This is a genomic window from Hwanghaeella sp., from assembly GCF_965227365.1.
GTDB lineage: Bacteria > Pseudomonadota > Alphaproteobacteria > UBA8366 > Aestuariispiraceae > Hwanghaeella.
This window is the reverse complement of the sequence record NZ_OZ245754.1, coordinates 1,983,782-2,006,501: the sequence shown is the minus strand read 5'-3', so window position 1 is coordinate 2,006,501 and position 22,720 is coordinate 1,983,782. Positions and strand designations below refer to the sequence as shown.

24 protein-coding genes and 1 riboswitch are annotated in these 22,720 nt (G+C 60.3%); of the genes, 11 read left to right on the top strand and 13 right to left on the bottom strand.

Going from position 1 to position 22,720, the window contains the following annotated elements:
- The first annotated feature begins 97 nt into the window (after positions 1-97).
- The 3 genes from erpA (at position 98) to ACQK2G_RS09150 (ending at position 1,759) form a co-directional block, all read left to right on the top strand.
- Entirely contained in the window at positions 98-475 is a 378-nt protein-coding gene (gene erpA / locus ACQK2G_RS09160) for an iron-sulfur cluster insertion protein ErpA (RefSeq protein WP_425404723.1), read from the top strand.
- 71 nt (positions 476-546) lie between these two features.
- A complete protein-coding gene (locus ACQK2G_RS09155) occupies positions 547-1,320 on the top strand; it encodes an exodeoxyribonuclease III (protein ID WP_425404722.1) in 774 nt (257 codons plus the stop codon).
- A gap of 16 nt (positions 1,321-1,336) precedes the next feature.
- Positions 1,337-1,759: a GFA family protein gene (locus tag ACQK2G_RS09150; RefSeq protein WP_425404721.1), complete on the top strand. Its 423-nt coding sequence runs from the start codon at positions 1,337-1,339 to the stop codon at positions 1,757-1,759.
- Positions 1,760-1,983: 224 nt separating this feature from the next.
- On the opposite strand, the gene ACQK2G_RS09145 is transcribed toward ACQK2G_RS09150, so the two are convergent.
- The 3 genes from ACQK2G_RS09145 to ACQK2G_RS09135 form a co-directional block, all read right to left on the bottom strand.
- A complete protein-coding gene (locus tag ACQK2G_RS09145; protein ID WP_425404720.1) occupies positions 1,984-2,901 on the bottom strand; it encodes a DMT family transporter in 918 nt (305 codons plus the stop codon).
- A gap of 38 nt (positions 2,902-2,939) precedes the next feature.
- On the bottom strand, positions 2,940-4,415 hold the full coding sequence (locus ACQK2G_RS09140) for a M81 family metallopeptidase (RefSeq protein WP_425404719.1): 1,476 nt from the start codon (positions 4,413-4,415) through the stop codon (positions 2,940-2,942).
- A gap of 385 nt (positions 4,416-4,800) precedes the next feature.
- Complete coding sequence (locus tag ACQK2G_RS09135; protein WP_425404718.1) at positions 4,801-5,481, bottom strand: FMN-dependent NADH-azoreductase; 681 nt, start codon at positions 5,479-5,481, stop codon at positions 4,801-4,803.
- 170 nt (positions 5,482-5,651) lie between these two features.
- Here ACQK2G_RS09135 and ACQK2G_RS09130 point away from each other — a divergent pair, with 170 nt between their 5' ends.
- Positions 5,652-6,527, top strand: a complete 876-nt coding sequence (locus tag ACQK2G_RS09130) for a LysR substrate-binding domain-containing protein (protein ID WP_425404717.1) — start codon at positions 5,652-5,654, stop codon at positions 6,525-6,527.
- 89 nt (positions 6,528-6,616) lie between these two features.
- Positions 6,617-7,435 carry a hypothetical protein gene (locus ACQK2G_RS09125; protein ID WP_425404716.1) on the top strand — a complete coding sequence of 273 codons (819 nt, stop codon included), beginning with the start codon at positions 6,617-6,619 and terminating at the stop codon, positions 7,433-7,435.
- A gap of 18 nt (positions 7,436-7,453) precedes the next feature.
- On the opposite strand, the gene ACQK2G_RS09120 is transcribed toward ACQK2G_RS09125, so the two are convergent.
- Positions 7,454-7,825, bottom strand: a complete 372-nt coding sequence (locus ACQK2G_RS09120; protein WP_425404715.1) for a hypothetical protein — start codon at positions 7,823-7,825, stop codon at positions 7,454-7,456.
- 241 nt (positions 7,826-8,066) lie between these two features.
- Between ACQK2G_RS09120 and ACQK2G_RS09115 the strand changes: the two genes are divergently transcribed.
- The gene (locus ACQK2G_RS09115; RefSeq protein WP_425404714.1) at positions 8,067-9,092 is read left to right on the top strand and encodes a D-cysteine desulfhydrase family protein; all 1,026 of its coding nucleotides are present in this window, start codon (positions 8,067-8,069) and stop codon (positions 9,090-9,092) included.
- 15 nt (positions 9,093-9,107) lie between these two features.
- Here ACQK2G_RS09115 and ACQK2G_RS09110 read toward each other — a convergent pair whose 3' ends face one another.
- The gene (locus ACQK2G_RS09110; RefSeq protein ID WP_425404713.1) at positions 9,108-10,109 is read right to left on the bottom strand and encodes a tetratricopeptide repeat protein; all 1,002 of its coding nucleotides are present in this window, start codon (positions 10,107-10,109) and stop codon (positions 9,108-9,110) included.
- Between the two features lie 183 nt (positions 10,110-10,292).
- Here ACQK2G_RS09110 and ACQK2G_RS09105 point away from each other — a divergent pair, with 183 nt between their 5' ends.
- From ACQK2G_RS09105 to ACQK2G_RS09095, 3 genes are all read left to right on the top strand, one after another.
- Positions 10,293-11,117, top strand: coding sequence for an aldo/keto reductase (locus tag ACQK2G_RS09105; RefSeq protein ID WP_425404712.1), 825 nt, complete (start codon positions 10,293-10,295; stop codon positions 11,115-11,117).
- 170 nt (positions 11,118-11,287) lie between these two features.
- Positions 11,288-11,665, top strand: coding sequence for a hypothetical protein (locus tag ACQK2G_RS09100; RefSeq protein WP_425404711.1), 378 nt, complete (start codon positions 11,288-11,290; stop codon positions 11,663-11,665).
- 450 nt (positions 11,666-12,115) lie between these two features.
- Positions 12,116-13,096: a DUF3369 domain-containing protein gene (locus ACQK2G_RS09095; RefSeq protein ID WP_425404710.1), complete on the top strand. Its 981-nt coding sequence runs from the start codon at positions 12,116-12,118 to the stop codon at positions 13,094-13,096.
- A gap of 36 nt (positions 13,097-13,132) precedes the next feature.
- Here the strand turns inward: ACQK2G_RS09095 and thiL are convergent, their stop codons facing one another.
- The 5 genes from thiL to ACQK2G_RS09070 are packed head-to-tail and all read right to left on the bottom strand — an operon-like array spanning position 13,133 to position 17,005.
- Positions 13,133-14,140, bottom strand: coding sequence for a thiamine-phosphate kinase (gene thiL, locus ACQK2G_RS09090; protein WP_425404709.1), 1,008 nt, complete (start codon positions 14,138-14,140; stop codon positions 13,133-13,135).
- A complete protein-coding gene (nusB, locus tag ACQK2G_RS09085; protein WP_425404708.1) occupies positions 14,097-14,705 on the bottom strand; it encodes a transcription antitermination factor NusB in 609 nt (202 codons plus the stop codon). The genes thiL and nusB overlap by 44 nt, the downstream gene beginning before the upstream one ends.
- Entirely contained in the window at positions 14,705-15,211 is a 507-nt protein-coding gene (gene ribH, locus ACQK2G_RS09080) for a 6,7-dimethyl-8-ribityllumazine synthase (protein ID WP_425404707.1), read from the bottom strand. The genes nusB and ribH overlap by 1 nt, the downstream gene beginning before the upstream one ends.
- A 5-nt stretch (positions 15,212-15,216) precedes the next feature.
- Entirely contained in the window at positions 15,217-16,344 is a 1,128-nt protein-coding gene (gene ribB, locus ACQK2G_RS09075) for a 3,4-dihydroxy-2-butanone-4-phosphate synthase (RefSeq protein WP_425407633.1), read from the bottom strand.
- Positions 16,345-16,402: 58 nt separating this feature from the next.
- Positions 16,403-17,005, bottom strand: a complete 603-nt coding sequence (locus ACQK2G_RS09070; RefSeq protein WP_425404706.1) for a riboflavin synthase — start codon at positions 17,003-17,005, stop codon at positions 16,403-16,405.
- A 76-nt stretch (positions 17,006-17,081) separates the two neighbouring features.
- Positions 17,082-17,250: riboswitch (FMN riboswitch) on the bottom strand.
- Positions 17,251-17,401: 151 nt separating this feature from the next.
- On the opposite strand from ACQK2G_RS09070, the gene ACQK2G_RS09065 reads away from it, so the two are divergent.
- Both ACQK2G_RS09065 and ACQK2G_RS09060 read left to right on the top strand, forming a co-directional pair.
- On the top strand, positions 17,402-18,178 hold the full coding sequence (locus ACQK2G_RS09065) for an SDR family oxidoreductase (protein ID WP_425404705.1): 777 nt from the start codon (positions 17,402-17,404) through the stop codon (positions 18,176-18,178).
- A 142-nt stretch (positions 18,179-18,320) separates the two neighbouring features.
- Positions 18,321-19,178, top strand: coding sequence for a hypothetical protein (locus ACQK2G_RS09060; RefSeq protein ID WP_425404704.1), 858 nt, complete (start codon positions 18,321-18,323; stop codon positions 19,176-19,178).
- Between the two features lie 16 nt (positions 19,179-19,194).
- Here the strand turns inward: ACQK2G_RS09060 and ACQK2G_RS09055 are convergent, their stop codons facing one another.
- From ACQK2G_RS09055 to ACQK2G_RS09045, 3 genes are read right to left on the bottom strand one after another with little or no spacing between them, the layout of a single operon-like run.
- Positions 19,195-20,550 (bottom strand): NAD(P)H-dependent oxidoreductase, encoded by a 1,356-nt coding sequence (locus ACQK2G_RS09055; protein WP_425404703.1) that lies wholly within the window; start codon positions 20,548-20,550, stop codon positions 19,195-19,197.
- A 22-nt stretch (positions 20,551-20,572) separates the two neighbouring features.
- On the bottom strand, positions 20,573-21,442 hold the full coding sequence (locus ACQK2G_RS09050) for an HpcH/HpaI aldolase/citrate lyase family protein (protein WP_425404702.1): 870 nt from the start codon (positions 21,440-21,442) through the stop codon (positions 20,573-20,575).
- Positions 21,439-22,635: a CaiB/BaiF CoA transferase family protein gene (locus ACQK2G_RS09045; RefSeq protein WP_425404701.1), complete on the bottom strand. Its 1,197-nt coding sequence runs from the start codon at positions 22,633-22,635 to the stop codon at positions 21,439-21,441. Before ACQK2G_RS09045 ends, ACQK2G_RS09050 begins: the two co-directional genes overlap by 4 nt.
- Positions 22,636-22,720 lie beyond the last annotated feature (85 nt).

Genomic DNA, 22,720 nt, shown 5'->3' with positions numbered 1-22,720 from the left:
CGGCGGCGCAATTGACAGCGAAGCACGACTGCCTACATAACATTCTGTATAGAGGACCTGTGCGGTCCTAGTTGATGATTCTTCTGGAATTGAGAGTATGAGTACGATGAGTGCCGATCCCTTTGCGACCGAAATGACCGCCGATGAGCGCGTGCTGCATATCACCGAAGCGGCGGCGAAGCGCCTGAACGCGATGATCGAAGCGGAAGGCGGCAAGGACCTGATGCTGCGCGTCACCGTCTCGGGCGGCGGCTGCTCCGGCTTTCAGTACGGGTTTACCTTCGACGACAAGGTGACGCCTGACGACCTCACCTTCGAGCGGGACGGTGTGAAGGTCGTGACCGACGAAATGTCGATGAACCTGCTGGCGGGCTCCGAAGTCGACTATAAGGACGAGTTGGTCGGCGCCTATTTCGCGATCAACAATCCGAACGCCGCCTCCTCCTGCGGCTGCGGAACGTCTTTCGCGGTTTAGCTTTCCACGACGCGTCTCTATGATCGGGCCTGCCAGTCGGCGGGCCCTTTTTGTTTTCCGGAGCAGTGTTCATGAAGATCGCCACTTTTAACGTCAATTCGGTCAAGGCGCGGCTGGACCGCGTTTTGGAATGGCTTCAGGACGCGCAGCCGGACGTCGCGCTGCTGCAGGAATTGAAATGCGAGGAAAGCGCCTTTCCCGCGATGGAGTTCAAGGGACTGGGCTACGAAGCCGCGGTCGAGGGGCAGAAGACCTATAACGGGGTCGCGATCCTTTCCAAGCACCCGATCGAGGATGTGAAGCGCGGTTTGCCCGGCGACGATACCGATGATCACGCCCGCTATATCGAAGGCACCGTGCAGGGTATCCGCGTCGCGTCCATCTACCTGCCGAACGGCAACCCGGTGGACGGCCCGAAATTTCCTTACAAACTGGCCTGGATGGATCGCCTCGCCGCCCATGTGCGCGATACCCTGCTGCCGACGGAACAGCCCATTGTGTTGGGCGGCGATTACAACATCGTGCCGACCGACGACGACGTCTATGATCCCGACAAATGGCAGGACGATGCTTTGTGCAAACCGGAAAGCCGAGCCAAGTTCCGCACCCTGCTCAATCTAGGCCTGACCGAGGCCTGGAAGGCCCTGCATCCGAACGCCGCGCATCAGTATTCCTACTGGGACTATGTCCAGGGCCGTTGGCAGAAGGACGAGGGCCTGCGCATCGACCACTTCCTGCTGTCGCCCCAGGCTGCTGATCGGCTGGAGGAATGCGAGATCGACAAGACCCCGCGCGGCAAGGAGAAGCCCAGCGACCATACGCCGGTCTGGTGTCGTCTCAATTGATCCGAGAGGAACCGCCGTGAACACAGCTTCCAGCGCGTCACGGACCGGACATTGCCTCTGCGGCGCCGTGCGGTACCGGGTACCCTATCCTTTCACCGGCGAGATCGCCCATTGCCATTGCAGCATGTGCCGACGGGCGGCCGGCGCCGTGGCCGTCACGTGGTTCACCGTGCCGAATGATGAATTGGAAATGCTGGGCGTACCGCTTGAGGTCTACAAGTCTTCCGCCGAGGCGGAGCGCGGCTACTGCCCTACCTGTCATTCACCGATCAGTTTCTGGTCCTCGAAATTTCCGGACACCATCGACGTCACGCTGGCAACGTTGGACGATCCGTCGGAATTCGCCGCCGAGATGAACATTTGGACCGAAAGCCGCCTGCCCTGGCTGAAACTCGACAGCCATCTTCCCGACCGCGAAGGCGATCCGGACGAGGATTGAAGTCCTTCTACACAGGAAACAAGCGGCATGGGCGGCACGGCGACAGGGGTCCAGGAAACCCGAGTCAGGCCGATAAATTGCCGCCCATGCCCCCGTACCCCCCCGGTACGGTGAAGGGAACCTAATGCGAATGGATCGCAAAAGTCCATGCACGGCATGACCGGCTTTTTACATAAGGGTCAATAATGTTAACCTATATTATTGAATTCTAAATTTCGACATCCCTAACTACCGCGTCCGTGTAATTCGCCCTCTTTCGCCCTGGCCATTACCCACAGTCCAAGCGCTACGAACGCAATTCCGGCAGCCAATCCAGGACCGAATTCTTCGTCCAGCAGAATCACCCCGATGACGGCGGCCGTCGCCGGGCTGAGGGCGAGAAAGATGGTCACCCGCGTCGGCGCGGCGCGGCGCAACGCATACAGCCAGAGGAAATAACCGATCGCGCTGCTGATACCGATGAAAAGAATGGCAGCCCACCCAGCCGCGCTGATATCGGGCGGACCGGCAAAAAAGCCTTCCGCAAAGGCAGGCACGGTGAGAAACAGGACCGAGGCCAGCATGGCGAAGGCGCTGACCTGGACGGTGGGATAGCGCTGTAGATAGGGGCGATAGAAAACCGAACACAGCGCACCGGTAAAAGCACTGGCTAGGGCCAGCAGAACGCCAATCCATACTTCGCCCTCATGCCCGGCACCAAAACGCAGCACGTCGATGCCGAGTGTGAAGCCGACACCGGCCACGGTCAGTCCGACCCCCAACGTCTTCGCCCAACTCAAGCCTTCCCGTCCCAGCATGGCCGCGAGCAGCATCGTCATGAAGGGAAAGGTGGAAAACAGCAATGCGGCGGGGGCGGCAGGGATGAATAGCAGACTGGCATTCAGCAATGCGACCAGGATACCGAATTGCCCGACTCCCAACACCGCGATCGGCCCCACGTCGCGCCAGGCGAACCGGACGAGCCCTAACCGCCACGCCACCGGTGCGAGGCAGAGAAAGCCGACGACATACCGCATCAAGGCAAGGGCCGCAGGGGTGGTTTCCGTAAGCGCATAACGGCTGGCGATGATTGCCGCGCCGACCTGGAACCCGGTTCCCGCGGCCGCCCAGAGCGCCAATCGATCGGAAGACCATCGTTCCAAAGGCAACCCTTCCCCTCTCCGGTTGGTAGCCTAGTTTGCTACGCCCGGGGCCTCGTGGCGACTCCGTTGCGCAGGTTGAAGAAACTCAGCGCCCCCGGATCCGCATAGACCGGGCCCGGCGCGGCGGCGACCCAGACGTCCCGCGCGATAGGTTGGAAGTCCGCCCGGAAATGGACCGAGCTTTTGACGATAACGAGATCATAATCCGACGGTTCGGCGCCCAAGTGCCGGAACATTGACTGATCGCCCGCCTGCATGGAATTGGACATGACCGCGACATGAACGCCGTTGCAATCCAACAGGGCCATTTTGCCCATTTGGAAATTGGCGCCGCCCCACATAGGCCCTGTCCCCTTGAACACACCGTCGCCCAACGAGATCACCTTCGCTTCCACTTCGACCGGTTCGTCGCCAGGAAACAATTTGCCGCCGATCCGCGCATCGAAGATGCCTCCGACACCCACTTCGTGGGCCTTGTCCGCAGTCGCGGGATCGGTGAAGACACCGATGAGGCTGTCCTGCCGACCGGCCGCCAGCAGGGCGCGAAGCATACCGGTCGTATCGCCCGGACCGCCGCCGCCCGGATTGTCCTGGCTGTCGGCAACGACCAGCGGGCGGTCGTCGTCGGCGTTATGGCCGAGGCGCACCGCCTCATCCGGCTGATAGATCTTGCCCGCAAAATCGGCCTCGGCAGCCTGGACGGAGGCGATCATCGCATCCGCGGCCTCATCCGCCGTCCCCTGGTCTTCCGCATAGGCGACGACCGACGGTCCGCAATGATGGATATCGGCCAGCGGAAAGCCGCAAGCGAAGGAGATGGAGGTGATACCCGTCTCCAGAACCTGAAGCAGGTTCTTGCCGTAAAGCGTTTTGGCCGGATCGTGGAAAGTGCAGCCCCATTGCAGGGGAATCAGGAAATCCGCCTGACGGAATGCCTTTGCCGGCTTCTTGCCGGTCCCCAGCATGGTCAGAAGATGGCGTGCGGCACGCGCCCCCGTTTCGGCCATGTCGGTGTGCGGATAGTTGCGGTAGATATCGATGAGATCACTGTGCTCCACCATTTCCGGCGTCACATTGGCGTGTAGATCCAGGCTGATGGCGATAGGCATATCGGGGCCGACAACCTCGCGCACTCGCCGCAGCAACTCGCCCTCCCCGTCCTGAAAATGTTCACAGACCATGGCGCCGTGCAGGTCCAGATAAACAGCGTCGACCGGCAATGCCGCGCGCAATTCGTCCAGCAGCAGACCGGTGATCCGCTCATACGCATCTTCGGTTACATGCGCGCTCGGCGTGGCGGAAGCCCAGCTGAGCGGCACCATTTCGGCGCCCGCACACCGAAACACGCAGGCGGCGCCGGCGATCGGGATATGGACGCCATCGATCTCGTCCCACAGTTCTTCGCCGACCACCAGACGCGGCCAGGCATCGGCGCGCTCGAAAGCGGCGAAATCCGCCTTCACCGGCGCGAAGGTATTGGTTTCATGTTGAAATCCACCAACTGCGATACGCATCGAAAGATCCTTTGCTGAACGGTTTGAAACGCGGTGAGGTTAGGCAAACCCAGGCAAGACGCAATCCGAAACATGGGCATTGGAGGCCGTTTCGAACGCATTTCCAACGTCTTCACCGCACGACCGTGCAGCCGCCTTCGCCAAGGTCGGTTGGTGCCGGTTCGTGCTGGATGAACGCTTTGCCAAGCGGATCGGTTGCGCCACCCCTTGCGCGCCCCACAATTCTTCAGCGATCAGCAGTGGCGATCAGGCGACCATCCGTTGAAAGGCATGGAATGACCTCGTGAGGAAGGAAGGGAACAGCGGCGAGATTATGGGAACCGTTCCACCACGCCAGCCCAGCACAGGGTCAGTCGGGCGCCTTCCTCCGAGGATCATGACACGTTCAAGCCGCCACCGATGCCTTGGTCAGTTGAGCAACCAGCGCCGGAATTGCGTCCTCCGCCGATTTCAGGGAAGCCTGCAAGCGTCCATCTCCGAATTCGTCATATTCGACAGCGACGGAATAGGTCTCGGTAATGCCGATATAGGCGAAAGGTGTGCGGATTCCCGGTTCCACATGGTTCATGTGCTCAAGCCGCTGTCCCGGCTCATACCCGAAGTCGCCACGGGACGATAGGATGACCAGTTTTTTTCCCGGGCTGATCAAGGGCCAGTAAGGATCGCCGTCACGGCTTAGGTCGAAACCGAAAGTCCGCCCGACCCTTACGATATTGTCGATATAGGCTTTGAACTGCGCGGGAACTCCGAAGTTATACATCGGCACACCGACGACGATGACATCCGCGCCCAACAATTCATCGACAAGCACGTCGCTCTCCGCAAGCGTCTCGGTCATCCAGTTCTCCCGTTGGTCCACCGGCGTGAAAGCGGCGTGTATCCATGCCCCTGTGACCGGCGCAGGCGGGGACTGCCCGACATCACGGTAAATCACCGGATCGGCGGGACGGGCCGCGCGCCATGCATCAACAAATAGGGCACTGAGGCGTCTGCTGTGGGACCCGAAACGGGTTTCGTCCGACCGACCCGGCCGGGCGCTCGCATCAATGTGCAAGAGTGTGGTCATTCCATTTCTCCTATCCGTGTTGGTTGGTCTCTTCGGACAAGCCCAATAAGGGCACCAACCGCTACACCGACAAAGGAGAAGTTCTAATTTATAAATAAGTTTAACTCATGTATATTGCCTAAAATAGACCATGTTATGCCGAATTGGTTTAGTTTTCTGCAGAGTGAACCATGCTCCAAACCTTACCGTCCCTCGCCTCTCTTCGGGCTTTCGAGGCCGCTGCCCGCCACGGCAGCTTCAAGGCGGCGGCCGAGGAATTGTCGGTTACGCCCACAGCGGTCTCGCACCACGTCAGAGGCCTTGAGGAGGCGTTTGAGGTGCAACTGTTCCGACGGTCGCCCCGGGCGGTGCACCTGACGGAGAGCGGCCAACAATTGGCGGATCGGCTCGCCGTCGCCTTTACCGAGATCCAGGATGCCGTGCGGGAGTTGCGCGCGACTGAGCACGAATTGACGGTCACGACGACACCCGCCTTTGCCGCACTGTGGTTGGTTCCCAGACTGGAAGCCTTTCAGAACGCGAATCCCGGCATATCCCTGCGCCTTGATACCGGGACAGATGTCGTGGACCTGACGCGGGACCGACGCGTCGATCTGGCCATCCGTTATGGCGCCGAAGACGGTCCGCTCGTCCACAAAACCCTGCCGAGAGAGCAGTTCGGGCTTTATGGCACACCCGACTATCTTGCCCGGATCAAGGGGCAGTTGGACGAGGCAACGATCTTGAGCACACGTTGGCGTCATTCCGGGCTGTCGCCGGTAACGACCGAAGCCTGGCTCACGGCGTCCGGCATCCACGCCAAGCCCGGCAGCCGGCGCCTTGATCAGGAACATCACGTCGTCCAGTGCGCCCTTGCCGGCCAGGGTCTGGCTCTCCTCAGCCAAATTCTCGCATCCGACCTATGCTCCAGGGGGTTGCTCGCCCCCTTCCGGCCGGAAACCCACCTACCCGGTTTCTCCTATAGTGTCCTTTGCCTGCCGGAACGGCGCCGCGTTCGGAAAATTGCGCGCTTCGTCGAATGGCTGCAGCATGAGGTTTCCGACTGAGACATGCTGACCGACCACCGGACGGCAGAGAGGCTACCCCGAGGCTCGTCACCGCCCAGGCACGCACGGCGAGGAACGCGATCAACGCCATGACTGATTACGACGAGCAAAAACAGTCATTTGAGGTAAAGGGCTGGTGCCGCTTTCCTTTCGACAAAGCCTTGGCCGAATGGGTCGGCGGCGCCCTGCCCCATGCCCGCGCAACAATGACCGACCCAGCCTTCGCGTCATGGTATCGCTATCAGGACACTTGGTTTGCCGGGGTCAACGCACTCCCTAATGACGGCACTGGTGCGGTACCGGGCGGACCGCCGCTCTCCGGTCAAGCCGTCGACTTCATCCGGTCGGCCCTGAACCTTCCTGAGATTGGCATGACGCTGCCATGGGACCGCGCCCAAGTCTCCGTCTGCTTTCCCGGTTACCCGAAACGCATGGCAGGTGAGTCCGACGCGGTTTTCAATTTCCGCGTGAAGCGCGATGCGGCGCATGTCGATGGGTTGTTGCGCGAAGGGCCGGACCGACGCCGGCGGCTCAAGGAATATCATGCGTTTATTCTGGGCATTCCGATGGTTGATTTTTCAACCGATGCAGCGCCCTTCGCCCTCTGGGAGGGATCGCATCTAATTGTCCGAAACTGGTTCCGCGAGACTTTTTCTGCGGTTCCCGTCGCGCAATGGGGGGAGGTCGACATTACCGAAGGGTATCAACGCATCCGGCGCCACGTTTTCGATACCTGCCGACGCATCACACTCCATGCAAGGCCGGGAGAGGTTTATCTCGCCCATCGTCACGCGCTGCACGGTATGGCGCCTTGGGCAAATACGGCGACAGCCGGCCCGGACGGACGAATGATCGCCTATTTTCGCCCCGCCATACCGGACAGAACGCTTTGGCTGAACGCCGCCTGACCCTTTCGGGGGCTGACTTTACTTCGGATTGTCCAACGGCACGGTCTTGCGGTATCGCAGGCGCCGGAGATGCTGAATGCTCCAATACCCGCCCAGCCAGATACTGCCGATCGGCCAAAACGCGATCAGAACAGATGCGATCATTTCCTTCCCATTGAACGACAGACCTTCCTCCAGAATGGACAGGAAAGCCCAATCGGGAAGCATGAAGAGGCCATTCGCAACAGAGAGCAGGGAAACAGCGAGACCTACGACCATATTAGCCCAAAGCAGCCACTGCCCCTGTCCAAGCCACGCCAGATAGCGGCCGAAATAGTGGCTCGCGATGCCGCATAGAAAGATGACAAACGATCCCAGACTTCCGAATTCCGGAAGGATTGCACTTTCCATCTCGCATTGCCTTTCGGGTCAAGCCATGACCTTAGCGCAATCCTGCCTTGGGACAACGCAGGCTTTCGCCTGTTGCCCTCGTGAGAAAATTGGCCTAAACGACCGCCCCTAATGGGGATTGAGACCGGCCACGCGGCGTCGGATTACAATAACGCCGCTCTGACAGGCCCCTCCCCGCCGATTTATCGCGATCATTGTTCATACCCGCCGCCGACCCCGCGGCAGGACTGGAGTATTTGAGATGCCCAATCGCTCGTCCTTTGTGACAGACTTTCCGGCCGTCAAACTAACACACGGCCCGACGCCCTTCGAATACCTGCCAAACCTGACCCGCCATCTCGACGGCCCGAAAATTTTCGTCAAACGCGACGATTGCACAGGCCTCGCCATGGGCGGAAACAAGGCCCGTCAGCTGGAATACTATTTCGGCGAGGCGCGCGTGAAGAATTGCGATACCGTCCTGATCACCGGCGCGGTCCAATCGAACTTCCTGCGCATGACCGCGGCAGCCGCCGCCAAGCTCGGCATGGACTGCGAAATCCAGCACGAGGATCGCGTTAAATCCACTGACGACCATTACAAGAATTCCGGCAACGTACTGTTGGACAAGATTCTGGGCGCCAAGATCCATACCTATCCGAAGGGCGAAGACGAAGCCGGCGCCGACGCCGCCCTGGAAAAGCGCGCGGCGAAACTGCGCAAGGAGGGCAAGTCGCCCTATGTCATCCATCTGGGCCCGGATCATAAGCCGCTCGGTGCGCTCGGCTATATCGACTGCGCGCAAGAGATCCTGGACAATGCCCGCGACGCAAAGGTTCAACTGGACGCGATCGTCGTGCCGTCCGGCAGCGCGGCCACCCATGCTGGTCTGCTGGCCGGCCTACGCCTGATCGGCAGTTCCATGCCCGTACTCGGCGTTTGCGTGCGCCGGGATGCCAAACAGCAGACCGAACGCGTCGCCAAGCGGACGCAGGAAGTATTCGACATGCTCTATTGCGGCAAGAAGGTCGCGAAGTCCGATGTCGACCTCACGGACGCCGTATTGGCGCCCGGCTACGGCAAGTTCGGCAAGGAAGTGAAGGAAGCGATCCAACTCGCTGCGCGCCTCGAGGGCCTGCTCGTCGATCCGGTCTATAGCGGCAAGACGCTTGCGGGACTGATCCACGCCATCCGTAAAGGTGCCTACAAGAAAGGGCAGTCCGTCTGCTTCGTGCATACCGGCGGCACGCCGGCAATCTGGGCTTACGAAAAGCAGTTGTCCGCCTGATTGCGCTTGGCAGGACTAAAGCGTCTTGTAAATCAACGGCACGTTCAGGGCTCCGCATTTCACTTCGAGGCAGGCATGTATCGCGCCCAGCAATTCGTACAGCGTGGCAGGCGTCTCCTTATCCAAGAATCCAGCGCCTTTCAGCGCCTTCTGAAAACGACTGCGCGCGCCGGGGAACCTCTCGATAGCGGCCTCCAGTTGGATCTCCGCTTCGCGAGTCCTTCCATTGGATGCTAACGCCACCGCCAATGTGTGATGAAATAGGGCGGCATGTCTGGGAACGGTGGAGACTCGCGCCTGCTCCTTGAACGCCTGTTGGGCGATTACCAACGCCAGTTCGGTATCGCGTATTTCGTCCGGCCCGGTTGATAACAGCCAACTGTATCGGCGCAGCAGGCCAGCGTTCGGTTTTCCACCGAGACCCAGCGCCTTTTCGTAGCTGGTGAGTGCTGCCTCAAAATCGTCATCCGCGCCGAATTGAACCGCCCGGTTGTGGTAGAAAAGCCCCATCAACGCATGTCCAACCGGATCATTCGGCGCCAACGCGATTAACTTGCCGGCATCCGCCATGGCCGTCTCGAAATCTCCAATCGCTCCGCTTGCCACACCGTGTAAATAGAGCGCTTGCGCATGTACCGGATTCATTTCCAACACATCGGAGGCCAACTGCCGCGCCAGAGCAAAACTCTCGAACTCCCAGGCCAGAGCGCCCAAGCCCAGACTACTCTCGATCTTGGCCGCCTCGCTTTCAAAACGCCCCACCTTGTAGAAATCGGAGCGCGCGGCATCGAACAATCCTGCGGCCATTTCGGCCCAACCGCGCACGGAGATGGCCAGCCACTTATCTGAACAGGCCGCCGCCGGTGCATCATGGGAAAGGCCCGCATCGGCGCATTGATCGAGCATATCCGATTGCGCAAGTGCCGACACACCGGCGAAGAGTAAGACCGTCGACAAGGCGATACCCAACAGAAGGGAATGAAGCGCCACCACGTATTTCCGAGCCTCTGCGAGCATTCAGTGACTGCCGGCAATATAGTACGTAATCGGCATGTTGACCTCATTTCGTTTCCCCAGAACCTGTCGCTGAAATGAACAATTTTGCGCCGGCTCCCATGTCAGCATGTCATGTGGCACAGTCATCCCCACGGCCGGACCAAAGGGTCGATTATGACCACACGACCAACCAGGAGGATTACCTTGAAGACTCTAACGACGCAGGGTGTCGCCATTCCCCGTTTGGGACTAGGCACGTTCGGAATGGAGGGGGCGTTAGCCCAGAAAGCGGTGGAACGCGCAATCGACGCCGGCTATCGGCATATCGACACCGCCGCCATGTATGCGAATGAGGACGCCGTCGGCGCCGGCATCGCCGCTTCCGGCATCGCACGGAAGGACATCTTCGTCACAACCAAGGTCTGGCATGACAGTTTGGCACCCGACGCGGTCCGACGCTCGTTCGATACAAGCCTGACCAAGCTTGGTCTGGATCATGTCGATCTGTTTCTCGTCCATTGGCCGACACCGGACATGGACCTGGCCGCGACCTTGGAAGTACTGATCGACTTGAAAGAAAGCGGCCTGACCCGCGCCATCGGCGTCTGCAATTTCCCGCAAGTTCTGCTGCGAAAAGCGGTTGAAGAGGTCTGCGCCCCGATCGCGGTGAATCAGGTGGAGTATCACCCCTTTCTGTCACAGGATACATTGCTCGGCTACATGCAGCCCCGGGGCATCGCCCTGACCGCCTATTCCCCCGTTGCCAAGGGAACGACTTCGGAAGATCCGGTCCTGTCGGCCATCGGCCGGAAGCAGGGCGTGGACGGGGCACAGATTGCGCTGGCCTGGCTGTTGGATCAGGACGGCGTGATCGCCATCCCAAAAGCGGCCAGCCGGGAAAACCAGAAAGCCAACCTGAGGGCAATGGACGTCGTGCTTGACGAGGAAGACCGTGCGGCCATCGCGGCGCTTCCAAAAAACAAAAGGTTCGTGAACCCGGGCTTCGCACCGGATTGGGATGCGGAATAGGAAGGTAATAACCGCGATTTTCACAGGCTTGCATCGGCCTTCCAAAATTTATGCTGCGGCGCACAATTACCATTGAATTTCTAGTGCGTCGCACAATATACTCGTCTCATTGAGGAAATAGGATAAACATTGCCCGTCTTTATTGAGCGAAACTTGCCTTGGAGTATAAAATGACCGTGTTTTCGAAATCCTCCCTTGCTGCCGCTGCAATTGCAGCCCTTCCGATTCTCGCAAGTCTTCCTGTGACTGCCGCCTGGGCCGATGAGGTTCGCCTCGACAAACCGGCAACCGGCGCCACCTTGCATGGCAATGATGTCGACATGTCCGTCTATTTCACCGAAAACGAGACCGGCGACTACGTTCTTGTCGCGACCTATCTGGGCAAGACCAGTCATGACGCGCCCGGGCGCTTGGTAATGGCGCTATCAGACGGCGAAAAGGTCCAGTTCGGCCTACCCGGCAAGCGCGGCAGCATTTACCTCATCGCCCGGGAAGGCGACAGCGTTACCATCGCCGACCGCCCGGCCGCTCGCCGTTTCGACAGCTGAGCTGACGGGTCCGCAAGAAGGGAACGGGGCGCCTTCAGAGCGCCCCGTCCTTGTTTTCGGATTCAGGGAAGTACGCTTTCTACTCCGCCGCATCGCGACGCAACGCGCGGGTGGCTCGGAACGAATTGCGTGTAGGAACTCACGATCGCGATTATCGGCTTGCCGAAATCATCATCGATCATTCCGCTCGCACACCAAAGGCCGCGCGAAGGCAAGTAAACTTTGGATTCATCCCATGGTCCCGTGTGATCCGGAACGAAGGGCCCATTTCCGACGGCGGATCGCAGAACAAATCGCAAAATGCAAACACTTTTACCGATTATGTGGTTAATTGTGATTATTGCGCGCAGTTTTCGCCGGTATTTGTGGTTTTATTAACAATCACCGCGATAAAAAACTGGTACCGCCTTTGCTGAAGTATTCCTAACAATCCAGGATACAGTAGCTGTTATGTCGGATACCCTGATTTTCGCTTCGCCGCTCATGCGCCGCGCGCCGGAAGAACCGGAGGCAACGCCATGGAAAATCCTCGTCGTAGATGATGAGCCGGATATTCATGCAATAACGAAGATCGCATTGTCCGACTTTCGGTTGGACAATCGAGGGATCCTGCAGCTTCACGCCTATTCGGCCAAGGAAGCCCGGAGCATCCTGGAAGAAAACCCCGACATCGCCATGCTGTTGCTGGATGTCGTCATGGAATCCGACGGCGCAGGCCTGGATTTAGTGCGCTACATCCGGACAGTCCTTGGCAATACGGCGATGCGTATCGTCCTGCGAACCGGCAATCCCGGCCATGCCCCCGAACGCCGTGTCATCGCCGAGTACGATATAAACGACTATCGGGAAAAATCCGAACTGACGACGCAGAAGCTGAATACCGTGATGTATACGGCCTTGCGCTCGTACCGCGACATCCTGACGACGGAGGAAGATAAGAGAAGGTTGGAACGCCTCGTCGACGCCTCGGTCGAACTGTTCACCCATCGCAGCCTTGAGGATCTGAAATCCCGAACGATTGAACAGATATGCACCCTGCTCCATCCGGCAACTGAAGATAAAGAACAAACGGAACGTGACGCCCTTCTTGCCCATGTCAGCGACGACGGCGTTGTCGATATTATGGGCGTTTCGGGCGCGTACCTCACGCTTGAGAGCGCCGTATCGCTAACAGACCTCCCCTCAGATTTGTCAGATGATATCCGTAAAGCCCTGAACCACGACGGCGTTTATCAAGCCGGGGACAGGCTGATCGCCCATGAGACGGGGCCCGACAACGGGCATTACATCGCCTTCGTCGCCGGTAAGGCGGATAGCCGCGATATCGATAAACGGCTTTTGGAAATCCTGTTGGGCAACATCGCGCTCGCAATACAAACATTGGAAAACGCCAATAAAGCGCCATCCGCCGAAATCGTCCGGATACACTAAGCGCAGAGTTCCTCGCCGCCGGCAGGGCAACCCCTATTAGCTGTGACTGTAACCGGGCTGCGCGATTGGGATGTCCTGTCCGTCGGCATCCTGGACCGAGACACCCTTCCCTTCCATGAATTCACCGATGCAGGCAACGGCAACGCCTGCTTCCTTCGCGGCAGACCGCACGGCCTCTTCCTTCTCGGGCGGAACAGCGGCAAGGATCTGGTAATCGTCTCCACCGCTCAGCACCGTCGTCAGCCTGTCGGGGCATTCCGACAGGATTTCAGCGGCGGCGTCGGACACCGGGACCGCGGTTGCCTGGACGACCGCCCGAACGTCGGATGCTTCAGCCATATGCATCAAATCACCGATCAGCCCGTCGGATACATCCATGGCGGCGTCAGCGATGCCGATGAGGGCCGCGCCCAGCCCCACCGGCGGTTCGGGCCTTTCATACCTGCCGATCAGGAAATTCCTGGCACTCCAATCGAGTTCCAAAAATCCGCCGCGCGCGCATTCCAGTCCCAGGGCGCCGTCGCCGATCGTGCCTGTGACATAGAGCAGGTCACCGGGCTTCGCGCCTCTACGGCGTAGCACCTTGCCCGCAGGGGCCAATCCGAAACCGGTAAGCGTCAGGACGACCGGGCCGTCGGTCTTGACCGTATCGCCGCCGGCCAAAGCAACGCCGTATCTGTCCTGGTCGGCTGCCAGCCCGGCACAAAACGCCTCAAGCCAAGCGTCGTCGATCCTGCCCGGAAGGGCCAGGTTCATCGTATACCAAGCCGGGACCGCCCCTTTCGAGGCGAGATCGGAGAGGGTTACCCGCAGCAGTTTGGAGGCGATCGCCTCCGGCTTCTCATGTCCTAGATAGTGGGTCTTCTCAACGATCGTGTCGGTACTGACGATCAGGTCCTGACCAACGGGAACAGTCAGGGAGGCCGCATCGTCGGTCAGGCCATCCGCGCCGTCGCAGCCTGCGGCCAATGGCGCGAAAAACCGCGCGATCCGTTGGAATTCACCGCTCACCGTCATCGGTTTCGATATCATCGGGGACATCATCAACCACGTCCGCGAGCAAGGCGTCCGCACCGGTTTCCCGCAACAAGGCGGCGCGTGCCTCCTCGGCCGCCTCGGCCAATGCGCCCTCGCGATAGGTCTTCGACAGTTTGTCCAGGCAGCCATTGACGATGCCCGGCTCGCCGCCGCCGAAAAAGGCATGGGCGATGTGCACGTATTCCGAAATCAGGATCGGCGGGTCGAGATCTCCGCGGGAAATCAGTTCCAACGCGCCCGCCCGGACGATGCCGCGCAGGACTGCTTCCATCCGCGCAACCGAACGGCCCGTACCAAGGCAATCATCGATCATGCGATCCAAACGATCGGTATTGGCGTTGACGCCGGACACGACGCCTTCGAAATACTTCACATCGACGGGAATGTCGTGCTCATCCTCGATATCCGTAACGCCGCGATCCTTCATCGCCGTGATCACGACATCGGCCGAACGGCCCGACAATTCCATTTCGTACAGGGCCTGCACGGCGGCCAAACGCGCCGCGCTGCGTTTACGGCGTCCCGCCGGAACGTGGCCGGCTTTGCCAGATTTAGCAGTTTCCCCGGTCATCAGGAGCGCCCCGCCCCGCCATTCACTTCTTCACGCGGGAAGAGCTGGAAGGCGCGCTTATGTGCGATCATGCCGAGACAGGCGCGCGCGGCCTCGCCCCCCTTGTCCTTCCGGCTTTTCATCGCGCGGTCCATGGCCTGTTCGCGGTTTTCCACGGTCAGGATACCGTTGCCCAATGCCAGCCCGAATTCGATGGATAGATCCATCAGCCCGCGCGCACTTTCTTCGGAAATGATGTCGTAATGGGTGGTCTCACCGCGGATCACGCAACCTAGCGCGATATAGCCGTCGAACCGGTGTATATCGTACAGATCCTGTTGGATAAGGGCATGCGATATCGCCGCCGGGATTTCGAAGGCGCCGGCGACCTGAAAGCGTTCATAGGTCGCGCCCACCTCATCCAGGGCGCTGGTGACCCCTTCCATGGCGGCGTCCGCGATATCGTCGTAAAAACGGGCCTCCACGATCATGATATGCGGCGGCTTGGCGTCGTCCGGTTTGTTCATTTTCATCATTCCTCGGAAATAGGGACCCGTTCGACGATACTGAGGCCGTATCCGTCCAGCCCGATCACGGTTCGTTCGGTATTGGAAAGCAGCCGCATTTCACGGATGCCGAGATCCAACAGGATTTGAGCGCCGACCCCGTAATCGCGCAACTCGTTCGCGGCGCCGCTTTCCGGCTTGTGGTCTTCATCGCCGGCCAATCGCTTCACCAAATCGGAAACGGCGGTCGAAGACGGTTCCCTTATCAGGACGACGACACCCGCGCCCGCCTCGCCGATCTGAGCCATAGCGCGCTGCAATTGTCCGTTCCGCCCGCGTTCCGTGTCGCCCAACATGTCTTCCAGGACACTGACCGCATGCATCCTGACCAGGACCGGGTCTTCGCCGGAGACATTGCCTTTAACCAGCGCGACATGCTCGCCGCCGGTAATGATGTTGCGATAGACATGGCAGGTGAAATCGCCGCCGTATTCGGACTTGAAACCGTGCGTCGCGACGCGTTCGACAAGCGTGTCGTTGCGACGGCGATAGGCGATCAGGTCGTTGATCGCGCCGATCTTCAGGCCATGAAGTTGCGCGAAGGCAATCAGTTCCGGCAGCCGCGCCATGGTGCCGTCATCGTTCATGATCTCGCAGATAACGCCCGACGGGTTCAACCCGGCCAGGCGGGAGATGTCGACGGCCGCTTCCGTATGCCCGGTTCGGACCAGCACGCCGCCCTCCCGCGCACTCAAGGGAAAGATATGACCCGGGGTCACGATATCGTCCGCCCCTTTTGCGGGGTCGATCGCAACGGCAACCGTGCGGGCCCGGTCAGGTGCGGAAATGCCGGTTGTAACGCCTTCCTTCGCCTCGATGGAGACGGTAAAGGCGGTTTGGAACCGGCTGGCATTCGACTGCGGCATCAGTTCCAGGCCAAGCTCCTTGATCCGCTTCGGCGTAAGCGCCAGACAGATCAGTCCGCGGCCGAACTTCGCCATGAAGTTGATCGCTTCAGGCGTCGTCATCTGGGCCGGAATAATGAGATCGCCCTCGTTCTCCCGGTCTTCATCATCGACCAGAATGAACATTCGTCCGTTCCTGGCGTCATCGATGATTTCCTCGATGGACGACAGAAAGCTCAGGTCCTCCACCGCACGGCGGACATCCTGCTTGGACGCGGTAGCGAGAGGTCGCGTATCGGCCAAAACCCTAACCTTTCAATTCTAGAAGGCGCGCAACATATCGGGCGAGCGGGTCCACCTCAAGGTTAACCTTGTCGCCGACCTTCAGTGTTCCGAATGTCGTATGATCCGCGGTATGCGGGATGATATTCACGCCGAAACGGTTGCCTTCAACTTCGTTGACGGTCAACGAGACGCCGTTGACCGCGATCGACCCTTTCGGCGCCACGAATGGCGCGATCGGGTCGGGTACTTCAAAAACCCAGCGCACGCTGTCGCCTTCCGGGTAACTCTCGACGACCGCCCCCACGCCGTCCACATGCCCGCTGACGATATGGCCGCCCAATTCGTCACCGACTTTCAGGGCGCGTTCCAGATTGATCGGTGTTTCCGATTGCCAATCGCCCAAGGTGGTTTTCGACAGGGTCTCCGCGCTAGCATCCACCGCGAACCAGAAGGCGTCGCCATCCCGGCCCTTGTCGATCACGGTGAGGCATGCGCCGGAGCAACAAATCGAGGCACCCAGATCAATGGTGTCCGCATCGTAGAGGGTGCGGATCATGAAACGCGTATCGCCGCGCTGTTCCACGGATTTGACGCTGCCGATATCAGTGATGATGCCTGTAAACATGCGATCTCCAAAAACCAGGGACACGTTACCCAAAGCGATCACATGACAGCCCGACGGCTGCCGAAGCAGGCGGGGCGCATGTTCTCTTTCATCCGGACTATGACCGTCGGCTCAGGCATCTCACCTGATCTGCTTGACCCTTCCACCCTTGATAGACGAAAGGCGCTCGCGGGCTTGCAGGCCAAACTTCTCGAATTTGTCTGCTTACCGCCGGTGGGGAATTTCACCCCGCCCTGAGAACGAGAGACATTTGGCAGGAAGGCTTCCGAATTGCAATGGCCTCGGCGGAACATGTTTCCTGACCGAAGGGTCAATGAAATTGCATCGCCTTCCCGCCCCGCTGTCATGTAGCGTGCGGGCAGGGGTAATCCAGGGGCTTTCGGCGCAGGTGAGGTAATGGATACGGATCTTTCGGGAAAACGGGCGGTGATCACGGCGGGTGCGTCCGGAATCGGATTGGCGACCGCCAAGGCACTGCAGGCGGACGGGGCGCAAGTCTTCGTCTGCGACGTGAACGAGGACTCGCTGGCGAACCTTCCCGACGGGATCATCGGAGCTCGGGTTGATGTCGCCAACTCGGCGGAAATCGATGCCTGGCTTGCCCCCATCGTCGCAGACGGCATCGACATCCTGGTCAACAATGCCGGAACAGCCGGACCGACCGCCGCGGTCGAGGACATCGATGACGAAGGCTGGCGATCATGCCTGGCCGTCGGTCTCGACTCCCAATTCTATTGCGTGCGCCGTGTCGTGCCGGTGATGAAAAAACAGAAGTCCGGCGCGATCGTTAACCTGACATCGACCGCAGGCCTGTTCGGCTTCCCGAACCGCAGCCCCTATACGGCGGTGAAATTCGCGGTGGTCGGCCTGACCAAGACCTGGGCGATGGAACTCGGTCGGGACAATATCCGCGTCAACGCCATCGCGCCGGGTTCTGTCAACGGCGACCGGATGGACCGGGTCGTCGCCGCCCATGCCAAGGCGGAAGGCGTTTCAGAGGATCATGTGCGCGCGATGTACACATTGGGCACCTCCATGGCCTGTTTCGTCGATGCCGAGGAAATCGCCGACATGGTTGTCTACCTCTGCTCAGACCGCGGCAAACGCATCTCAGGACAGATCATCGCCGTCGACGGCAATACGGAAACCCAGCATCCGCGGGATTTGGGATGAGTTCGCCCCTTACCGGAAAGAAATTCGCTAAAAACGGATAGTCCAAACGAAAATGTCATAGCGCACGCGAAGGGCACACGCTGAAATCTCAGCAAGGTCGGAGGGCCACCCGTCCTCCTCTTCAATCTTTCAGGAGATCAACGTGCGCACGACATTCATCCGGATCGCCCTTGCAGCGACGTTCGGCTTGGCCGCCCTCGCCGCACCGGCCTACGCCCTCACCGTTCAGAACGCCTTCGTGGGGTTCGACCCGACGCCGGACGACGCCTTCAACGCTGACGAAACCGAAGCCGGTGACAGGGGCGACGATACGGTCGGTCCGATCGATCGGGCGATTTTGGCCCAAATCCAAGATCCCAACGGCCTATTTTCAGGCCGGACTTCCATCGGCGAATTCGGCAACCTGGGTCTTTCCGGCAGTTCGGGCGCGGTCGGAGAATTGCACGGCCAAGCTGTCATCACCAAAAACGACTTTCAGAACACCACCGGGAAGGCACAGCAGGCCGAACTCAACTTCATCATCGACGGCGGCCGGTTCTTCATGATCGCGGATGAGGGCTCTGCCATCGACTTAACCTTGACGATAAGCATGGACGGCATACCGGTCTATCAGTCCTTCTTCGACTATGAGGCCGTATCCGATCCGGTGTTCGGCGTCCGGAACACCCTCTCGACCTTCGGTTCCGATCTCGGCATTCGGACCAACAGTCCGTTTGAAATCGAGATCCCCGTGAATTTCGAGACGGTCGACCTCGGAATCATCCAACCGACCCAGATATTCGAGATTTCGTATCAGCTCGATATCGTGGCGACGGCGGTCGGCTTCGCGGAAATCATCGGTTTCGAGTTCAGCGACCCCTTCGACGTCAGCGGGTTCGGCGAGTTCCCCGACGTTAGTTTCAACGCCGTCCAAGCCGTGCCGCTGCCTGCCAGTGCACCACTGGCCGCGGCGGCCATCGGCGTGCTCCTGCTTGTCAGGCGCCGCCAGCTGCGGCGCTGACGCCCCGGGATGAGGTCTAGGCCGCCTTTACCCGATTGGCGGTCTCATCTTCCATTTGCTTGCGCAGCTTGTAGGCGGCCGACGTCGTGTCGGCCTCTACATCCGCCCAGGTGACGACCGCACCTTCCTCGACCGGATTCACCAGCTTCACGTTATGAGCGAGCCCCAGCGGCAGATGGCCTTCCGCGACGGAGATGCTTGCCGGGCGCAGCCCGCCGGCGACGGTATAGCCGCCCTCACCGTCCAGCATTTCACCGGCGTTGAGGTCGCGCTTGGCGACAGCCACGGCATCCGCATTGTGGCAGGTCGCCACACCGGTTGCCTCCCGGCGCAGCCCGACCGCGGCGATGGACACGCCCAGTTCCAGGCCGATCATGTGCCATTTCTTGTAGAGCGACATGTAGCGCCCGCTGGGGTCGGTCGTGACCTTGTATTCCTCGAAGCAGTTCTTCACGTAATCCGTATCGCCCCGGAAACAGACCCAGACGCCCTTGCGAATGTCGTTCGGGATTTGCTGCCCCTCGCGCGTCAGGCAGGAAACGACCTCGACCATCCCTTCATGCGCCAATACACCGCCTTTGGCTTCCGGCCGCATCAGGGTCGGGATATCGTCGACCGATCCCGGCGGGAACAGCAGCCCCTCGGCCGGCACGGACAGGCCCGTTGCATTCGCAATGGCGGCGGATTCGATGGCCGGTTTCGACCCGTCGAGGAAGGCGTTGAACATCTTTGGGTTCAACCGCCCACGCTCGGCCTGCTCCTTCGTAAGGCCCCAGTGGTCCCATACCGTTTCCGGCGTCGAGGCCCGGTATTTGGGCAGCCATTTATGGCCCCGCCCGGCCGCCGTCACGATGAAGCCGCATGTTCGCGCCCAATCCACGAGGTCGCAGGTCAGGGCCGGCTGGTCGCCATAGGCCATGCTGTAAATGACCCCGGCACTCTCGGCCGCCTGAGCAAGACCGAAACCGCAGAAGGCGTCCGCCTCCACCGTCACGTTGATGACATGCTTGCCGTGCCCGAAGGCATAAAGGCAATGCTCGACCGCTGCCGGCGGATGACCGGTCGCCTCGATCACGATCTCAATGCCGCCATGGGCAATCAGCGCGGCCGCGTCCTCGCCCACATGGGTCGTACCCTTGGCGAGGGCATCGTCCAGACTTGCCGCTGCATAGCGTTCCGCCGGCCAGCCGACATAGTCGAGGTTCGATCGCGCATTCACGGGCGAAAGGTCGGCGACCCCTACCACGTGGATGCCCGGCAGGCGCAAAGCCTGGGCCAGAAACATGGAACCGAACTTGCCGGCCCCGATCAACCCGACCCGGATCGGATTGCCGGTCTCTGCCCGCTGCTGAAGTTTCGGAAACAGGTTCATGCTCTTCCTCCCAATTCTCGACCTAGCGGACGCGCGCGAGCACGGCGCGGGCACGATCCACGATGGGAGCGTCGATCATTTTGCCGTCGACCAGATAGGCGCCCGCTGTCGTCGCTTCGGCCGCGGCGACGACCTTCTTGGCTTCCTCGATCTCCGCCTCACTTGGGGAGAAGACCTCGTTGGCGACCTTCGCCTGTGTCGGATGCACCACCGCCGCACCGCGGAAGCCCAATTCGTTGGCGCGTTCAACTTGTGCGCGGAAAAGGTCCATATCTCGGATGATGGTGATCGAACCCGGGAAACCGATGGGGGTGACACCCGCTGCCCTTGCCGCGTTCAGAACCGCGATATTGGCCCAGTCATTCGCCGCGATGGTGGGGCTGTGGCCCATATCCTTCGCGTAATCTTCCGGCCCCAACATGGTGCCGCAAACGCGGTTGGATGCGCGGAGGATCGTCGTGAGGTTTTCCAAACCGAGTGCGGTTTCGATCTGCAGAAACAACAAGGTGCGGATGCCGTCCCCCCGCGTCTCTTCCAACTCGTCGAGATACTCGGAAATGACGGAGACGCGTCCGGCGCTTTCGACTTTCGGAACGGTCAGACAGTCGACACCAGCCTCAACCGCGGCCGCGACATCCTCGAAGGCGAGCATCCAGGGCGCGTTCACCCGGACTAGGATCTTGCCGACGCCCAAACCGCGCAGGGTGGCGACGGCGGCTTTCAAGGCCGCGCGCGCAGCGGGTTTCTGGTCCGGCGCGATTGCGTCTTCCAGATCAAGGATCACACCGTCCGCACCCGTCTCGGGCGCCTTGTTCAGATGCTTTTCGGAGAGCGGCGAGAGGAACATGATCGACCGCGCATCGGCCAGGAAAGTCTTCGGATCGTGGCTCATTCGGCCTCCCCTTTGGCTGGCGGCGAGATCCCCAGCTCTTTCAATATTTCCAGCGTGTGTTCCCCGACCTTCGGCGCGGTCCGCATGTCCTTGGTCGGCGCATGACCGAAACGGATCGGCGCGCCGGGCGCGGGGATCGTCCCCAACTCGCTATCCGGCTGATCGACCAGGGCACCGCGGACCCGCATGAATTCATCGTCCAGCAGATCGCCGGCATCCATAACCGGGCCGACCGTGACCCCTGCCTTGTCGAACAGGGCGAGGCAGGCATCGCGATCGCGGGTTTTCATGAAATCACCGATCTCGCCGTCCAATTCGTGGCGATGGGTGATGCGGGCCGCGTGGTTGGCAAAACGAGGGTCTTCACCCAGTTCCGGCTTGCCCATGGCTTCGAACAACCGCTTCACCATCGCTTCCGTGGCCGCGGAGAGCGCGACGAACTTGCCGTCACCACATTCATAGACATTGCGCGGCGCATGGGTCGGTGAACTGGACCCCTGGCGCGGCGTCGGCCGGCCGGTCAGTTTCGCTTCCAGGGTCAGCGGGCCGAGGACGGAGAACAACGGCTCCAGCAAGGACATGTCGATGACATCTCCCTGCCCCGTGGCCTGCGCCCGGCGTGCCGCCGCAAGAATGGCGACCGCACCGAAGACACCCGCATAGGCATCCGCCATGGCAAAGGGCGGAAGCACCGGTTCCCGATCCGCGAAACCGTTCATGGACGCGAAGCCGGAATAGGCCTCGATCAACGATCCGAAGCCGCCCTTATGGGAATAGGGTCCGCTTTGTCCCCAGCCAGAGATCCTGAGGATGACGACGCGCGGGTTGATCTTCCAGATTTCCTCCGGCGCAAAGCCCATCTTCTCCAGCGTGCCTGGCCGGAAATTTTCTACCAGCACATCGGCGTCCGCCAGCAGGCCCTTCAATATGTCCTTGGCTTCCGGCGCACGCAGGTCGAGGCCAAGGGATCGCTTGCCGCGCCCATAGACCTTCCACCAAGTCTCCAACCCCTGACAGGTCCAGTTGCGAAGGTTGTCACCGTCCTTCGGGTTTTCGACCTTGATTACGTCCGCGCCGAGATCGCTGAAGACCTGTGTCGTGATATTGCCAGCCACCACGCGCGACAGATCGATGATACGCATGTCGGCGAGGATGGCGCTGGATTGCGGTGTCTCATGTTCCATCATGGCCATTGCTGTACCATGCCACCCAGCGCGGGGGTAGATGGGCGGACCGCCACTTTCCATAAAAGGTGAGATGACGAAACCGGCGCGCCGG

What these genes read in the sequence shown, in the direction of transcription:
- ACQK2G_RS09095 (WP_425404710.1), top strand. Translation starts at nt 12,116, where the DNA reads ATGTCGGATACCCTGATTTTCGCTTCGCCGCTCATGCGCCGCGCGCCG.
- ACQK2G_RS09140 (WP_425404719.1), bottom strand. Translation starts at nt 4,415, where the DNA reads ATGCGTATCGCAGTTGGTGGATTTCAACATGAAACCAATACCTTCGCG.
- ACQK2G_RS09120 (WP_425404715.1), bottom strand. Translation starts at nt 7,825, where the DNA reads ATGGAAAGTGCAATCCTTCCGGAATTCGGAAGTCTGGGATCGTTTGTC.
- ribH (WP_425404707.1), bottom strand. Translation starts at nt 15,211, where the DNA reads ATGAACAAACCGGACGACGCCAAGCCGCCGCATATCATGATCGTGGAG.
- ACQK2G_RS09065 (WP_425404705.1), top strand. Translation starts at nt 17,402, where the DNA reads ATGGATACGGATCTTTCGGGAAAACGGGCGGTGATCACGGCGGGTGCG.
- ACQK2G_RS09135 (WP_425404718.1), bottom strand. Translation starts at nt 5,481, where the DNA reads ATGACCACACTCTTGCACATTGATGCGAGCGCCCGGCCGGGTCGGTCG.
- ACQK2G_RS09050 (WP_425404702.1), bottom strand. Translation starts at nt 21,442, where the DNA reads ATGAGCCACGATCCGAAGACTTTCCTGGCCGATGCGCGGTCGATCATG.
- erpA (WP_425404723.1), top strand. Translation starts at nt 98, where the DNA reads ATGAGTACGATGAGTGCCGATCCCTTTGCGACCGAAATGACCGCCGAT.
- ACQK2G_RS09125 (WP_425404716.1), top strand. Translation starts at nt 6,617, where the DNA reads ATGACTGATTACGACGAGCAAAAACAGTCATTTGAGGTAAAGGGCTGG.
- ACQK2G_RS09155 (WP_425404722.1), top strand. Translation starts at nt 547, where the DNA reads ATGAAGATCGCCACTTTTAACGTCAATTCGGTCAAGGCGCGGCTGGAC.
- nusB (WP_425404708.1), bottom strand. Translation starts at nt 14,705, where the DNA reads ATGACCGGGGAAACTGCTAAATCTGGCAAAGCCGGCCACGTTCCGGCG.
- ACQK2G_RS09100 (WP_425404711.1), top strand. Translation starts at nt 11,288, where the DNA reads ATGACCGTGTTTTCGAAATCCTCCCTTGCTGCCGCTGCAATTGCAGCC.
- ACQK2G_RS09115 (WP_425404714.1), top strand. Translation starts at nt 8,067, where the DNA reads ATGCCCAATCGCTCGTCCTTTGTGACAGACTTTCCGGCCGTCAAACTA.
- ACQK2G_RS09045 (WP_425404701.1), bottom strand. Translation starts at nt 22,635, where the DNA reads ATGGCCATGATGGAACATGAGACACCGCAATCCAGCGCCATCCTCGCC.
- ACQK2G_RS09110 (WP_425404713.1), bottom strand. Translation starts at nt 10,109, where the DNA reads ATGCTCGCAGAGGCTCGGAAATACGTGGTGGCGCTTCATTCCCTTCTG.
- ACQK2G_RS09130 (WP_425404717.1), top strand. Translation starts at nt 5,652, where the DNA reads ATGCTCCAAACCTTACCGTCCCTCGCCTCTCTTCGGGCTTTCGAGGCC.
- ACQK2G_RS09055 (WP_425404703.1), bottom strand. Translation starts at nt 20,550, where the DNA reads ATGAACCTGTTTCCGAAACTTCAGCAGCGGGCAGAGACCGGCAATCCG.
- ACQK2G_RS09070 (WP_425404706.1), bottom strand. Translation starts at nt 17,005, where the DNA reads ATGTTTACAGGCATCATCACTGATATCGGCAGCGTCAAATCCGTGGAA.
- thiL (WP_425404709.1), bottom strand. Translation starts at nt 14,140, where the DNA reads ATGATGTCCCCGATGATATCGAAACCGATGACGGTGAGCGGTGAATTC.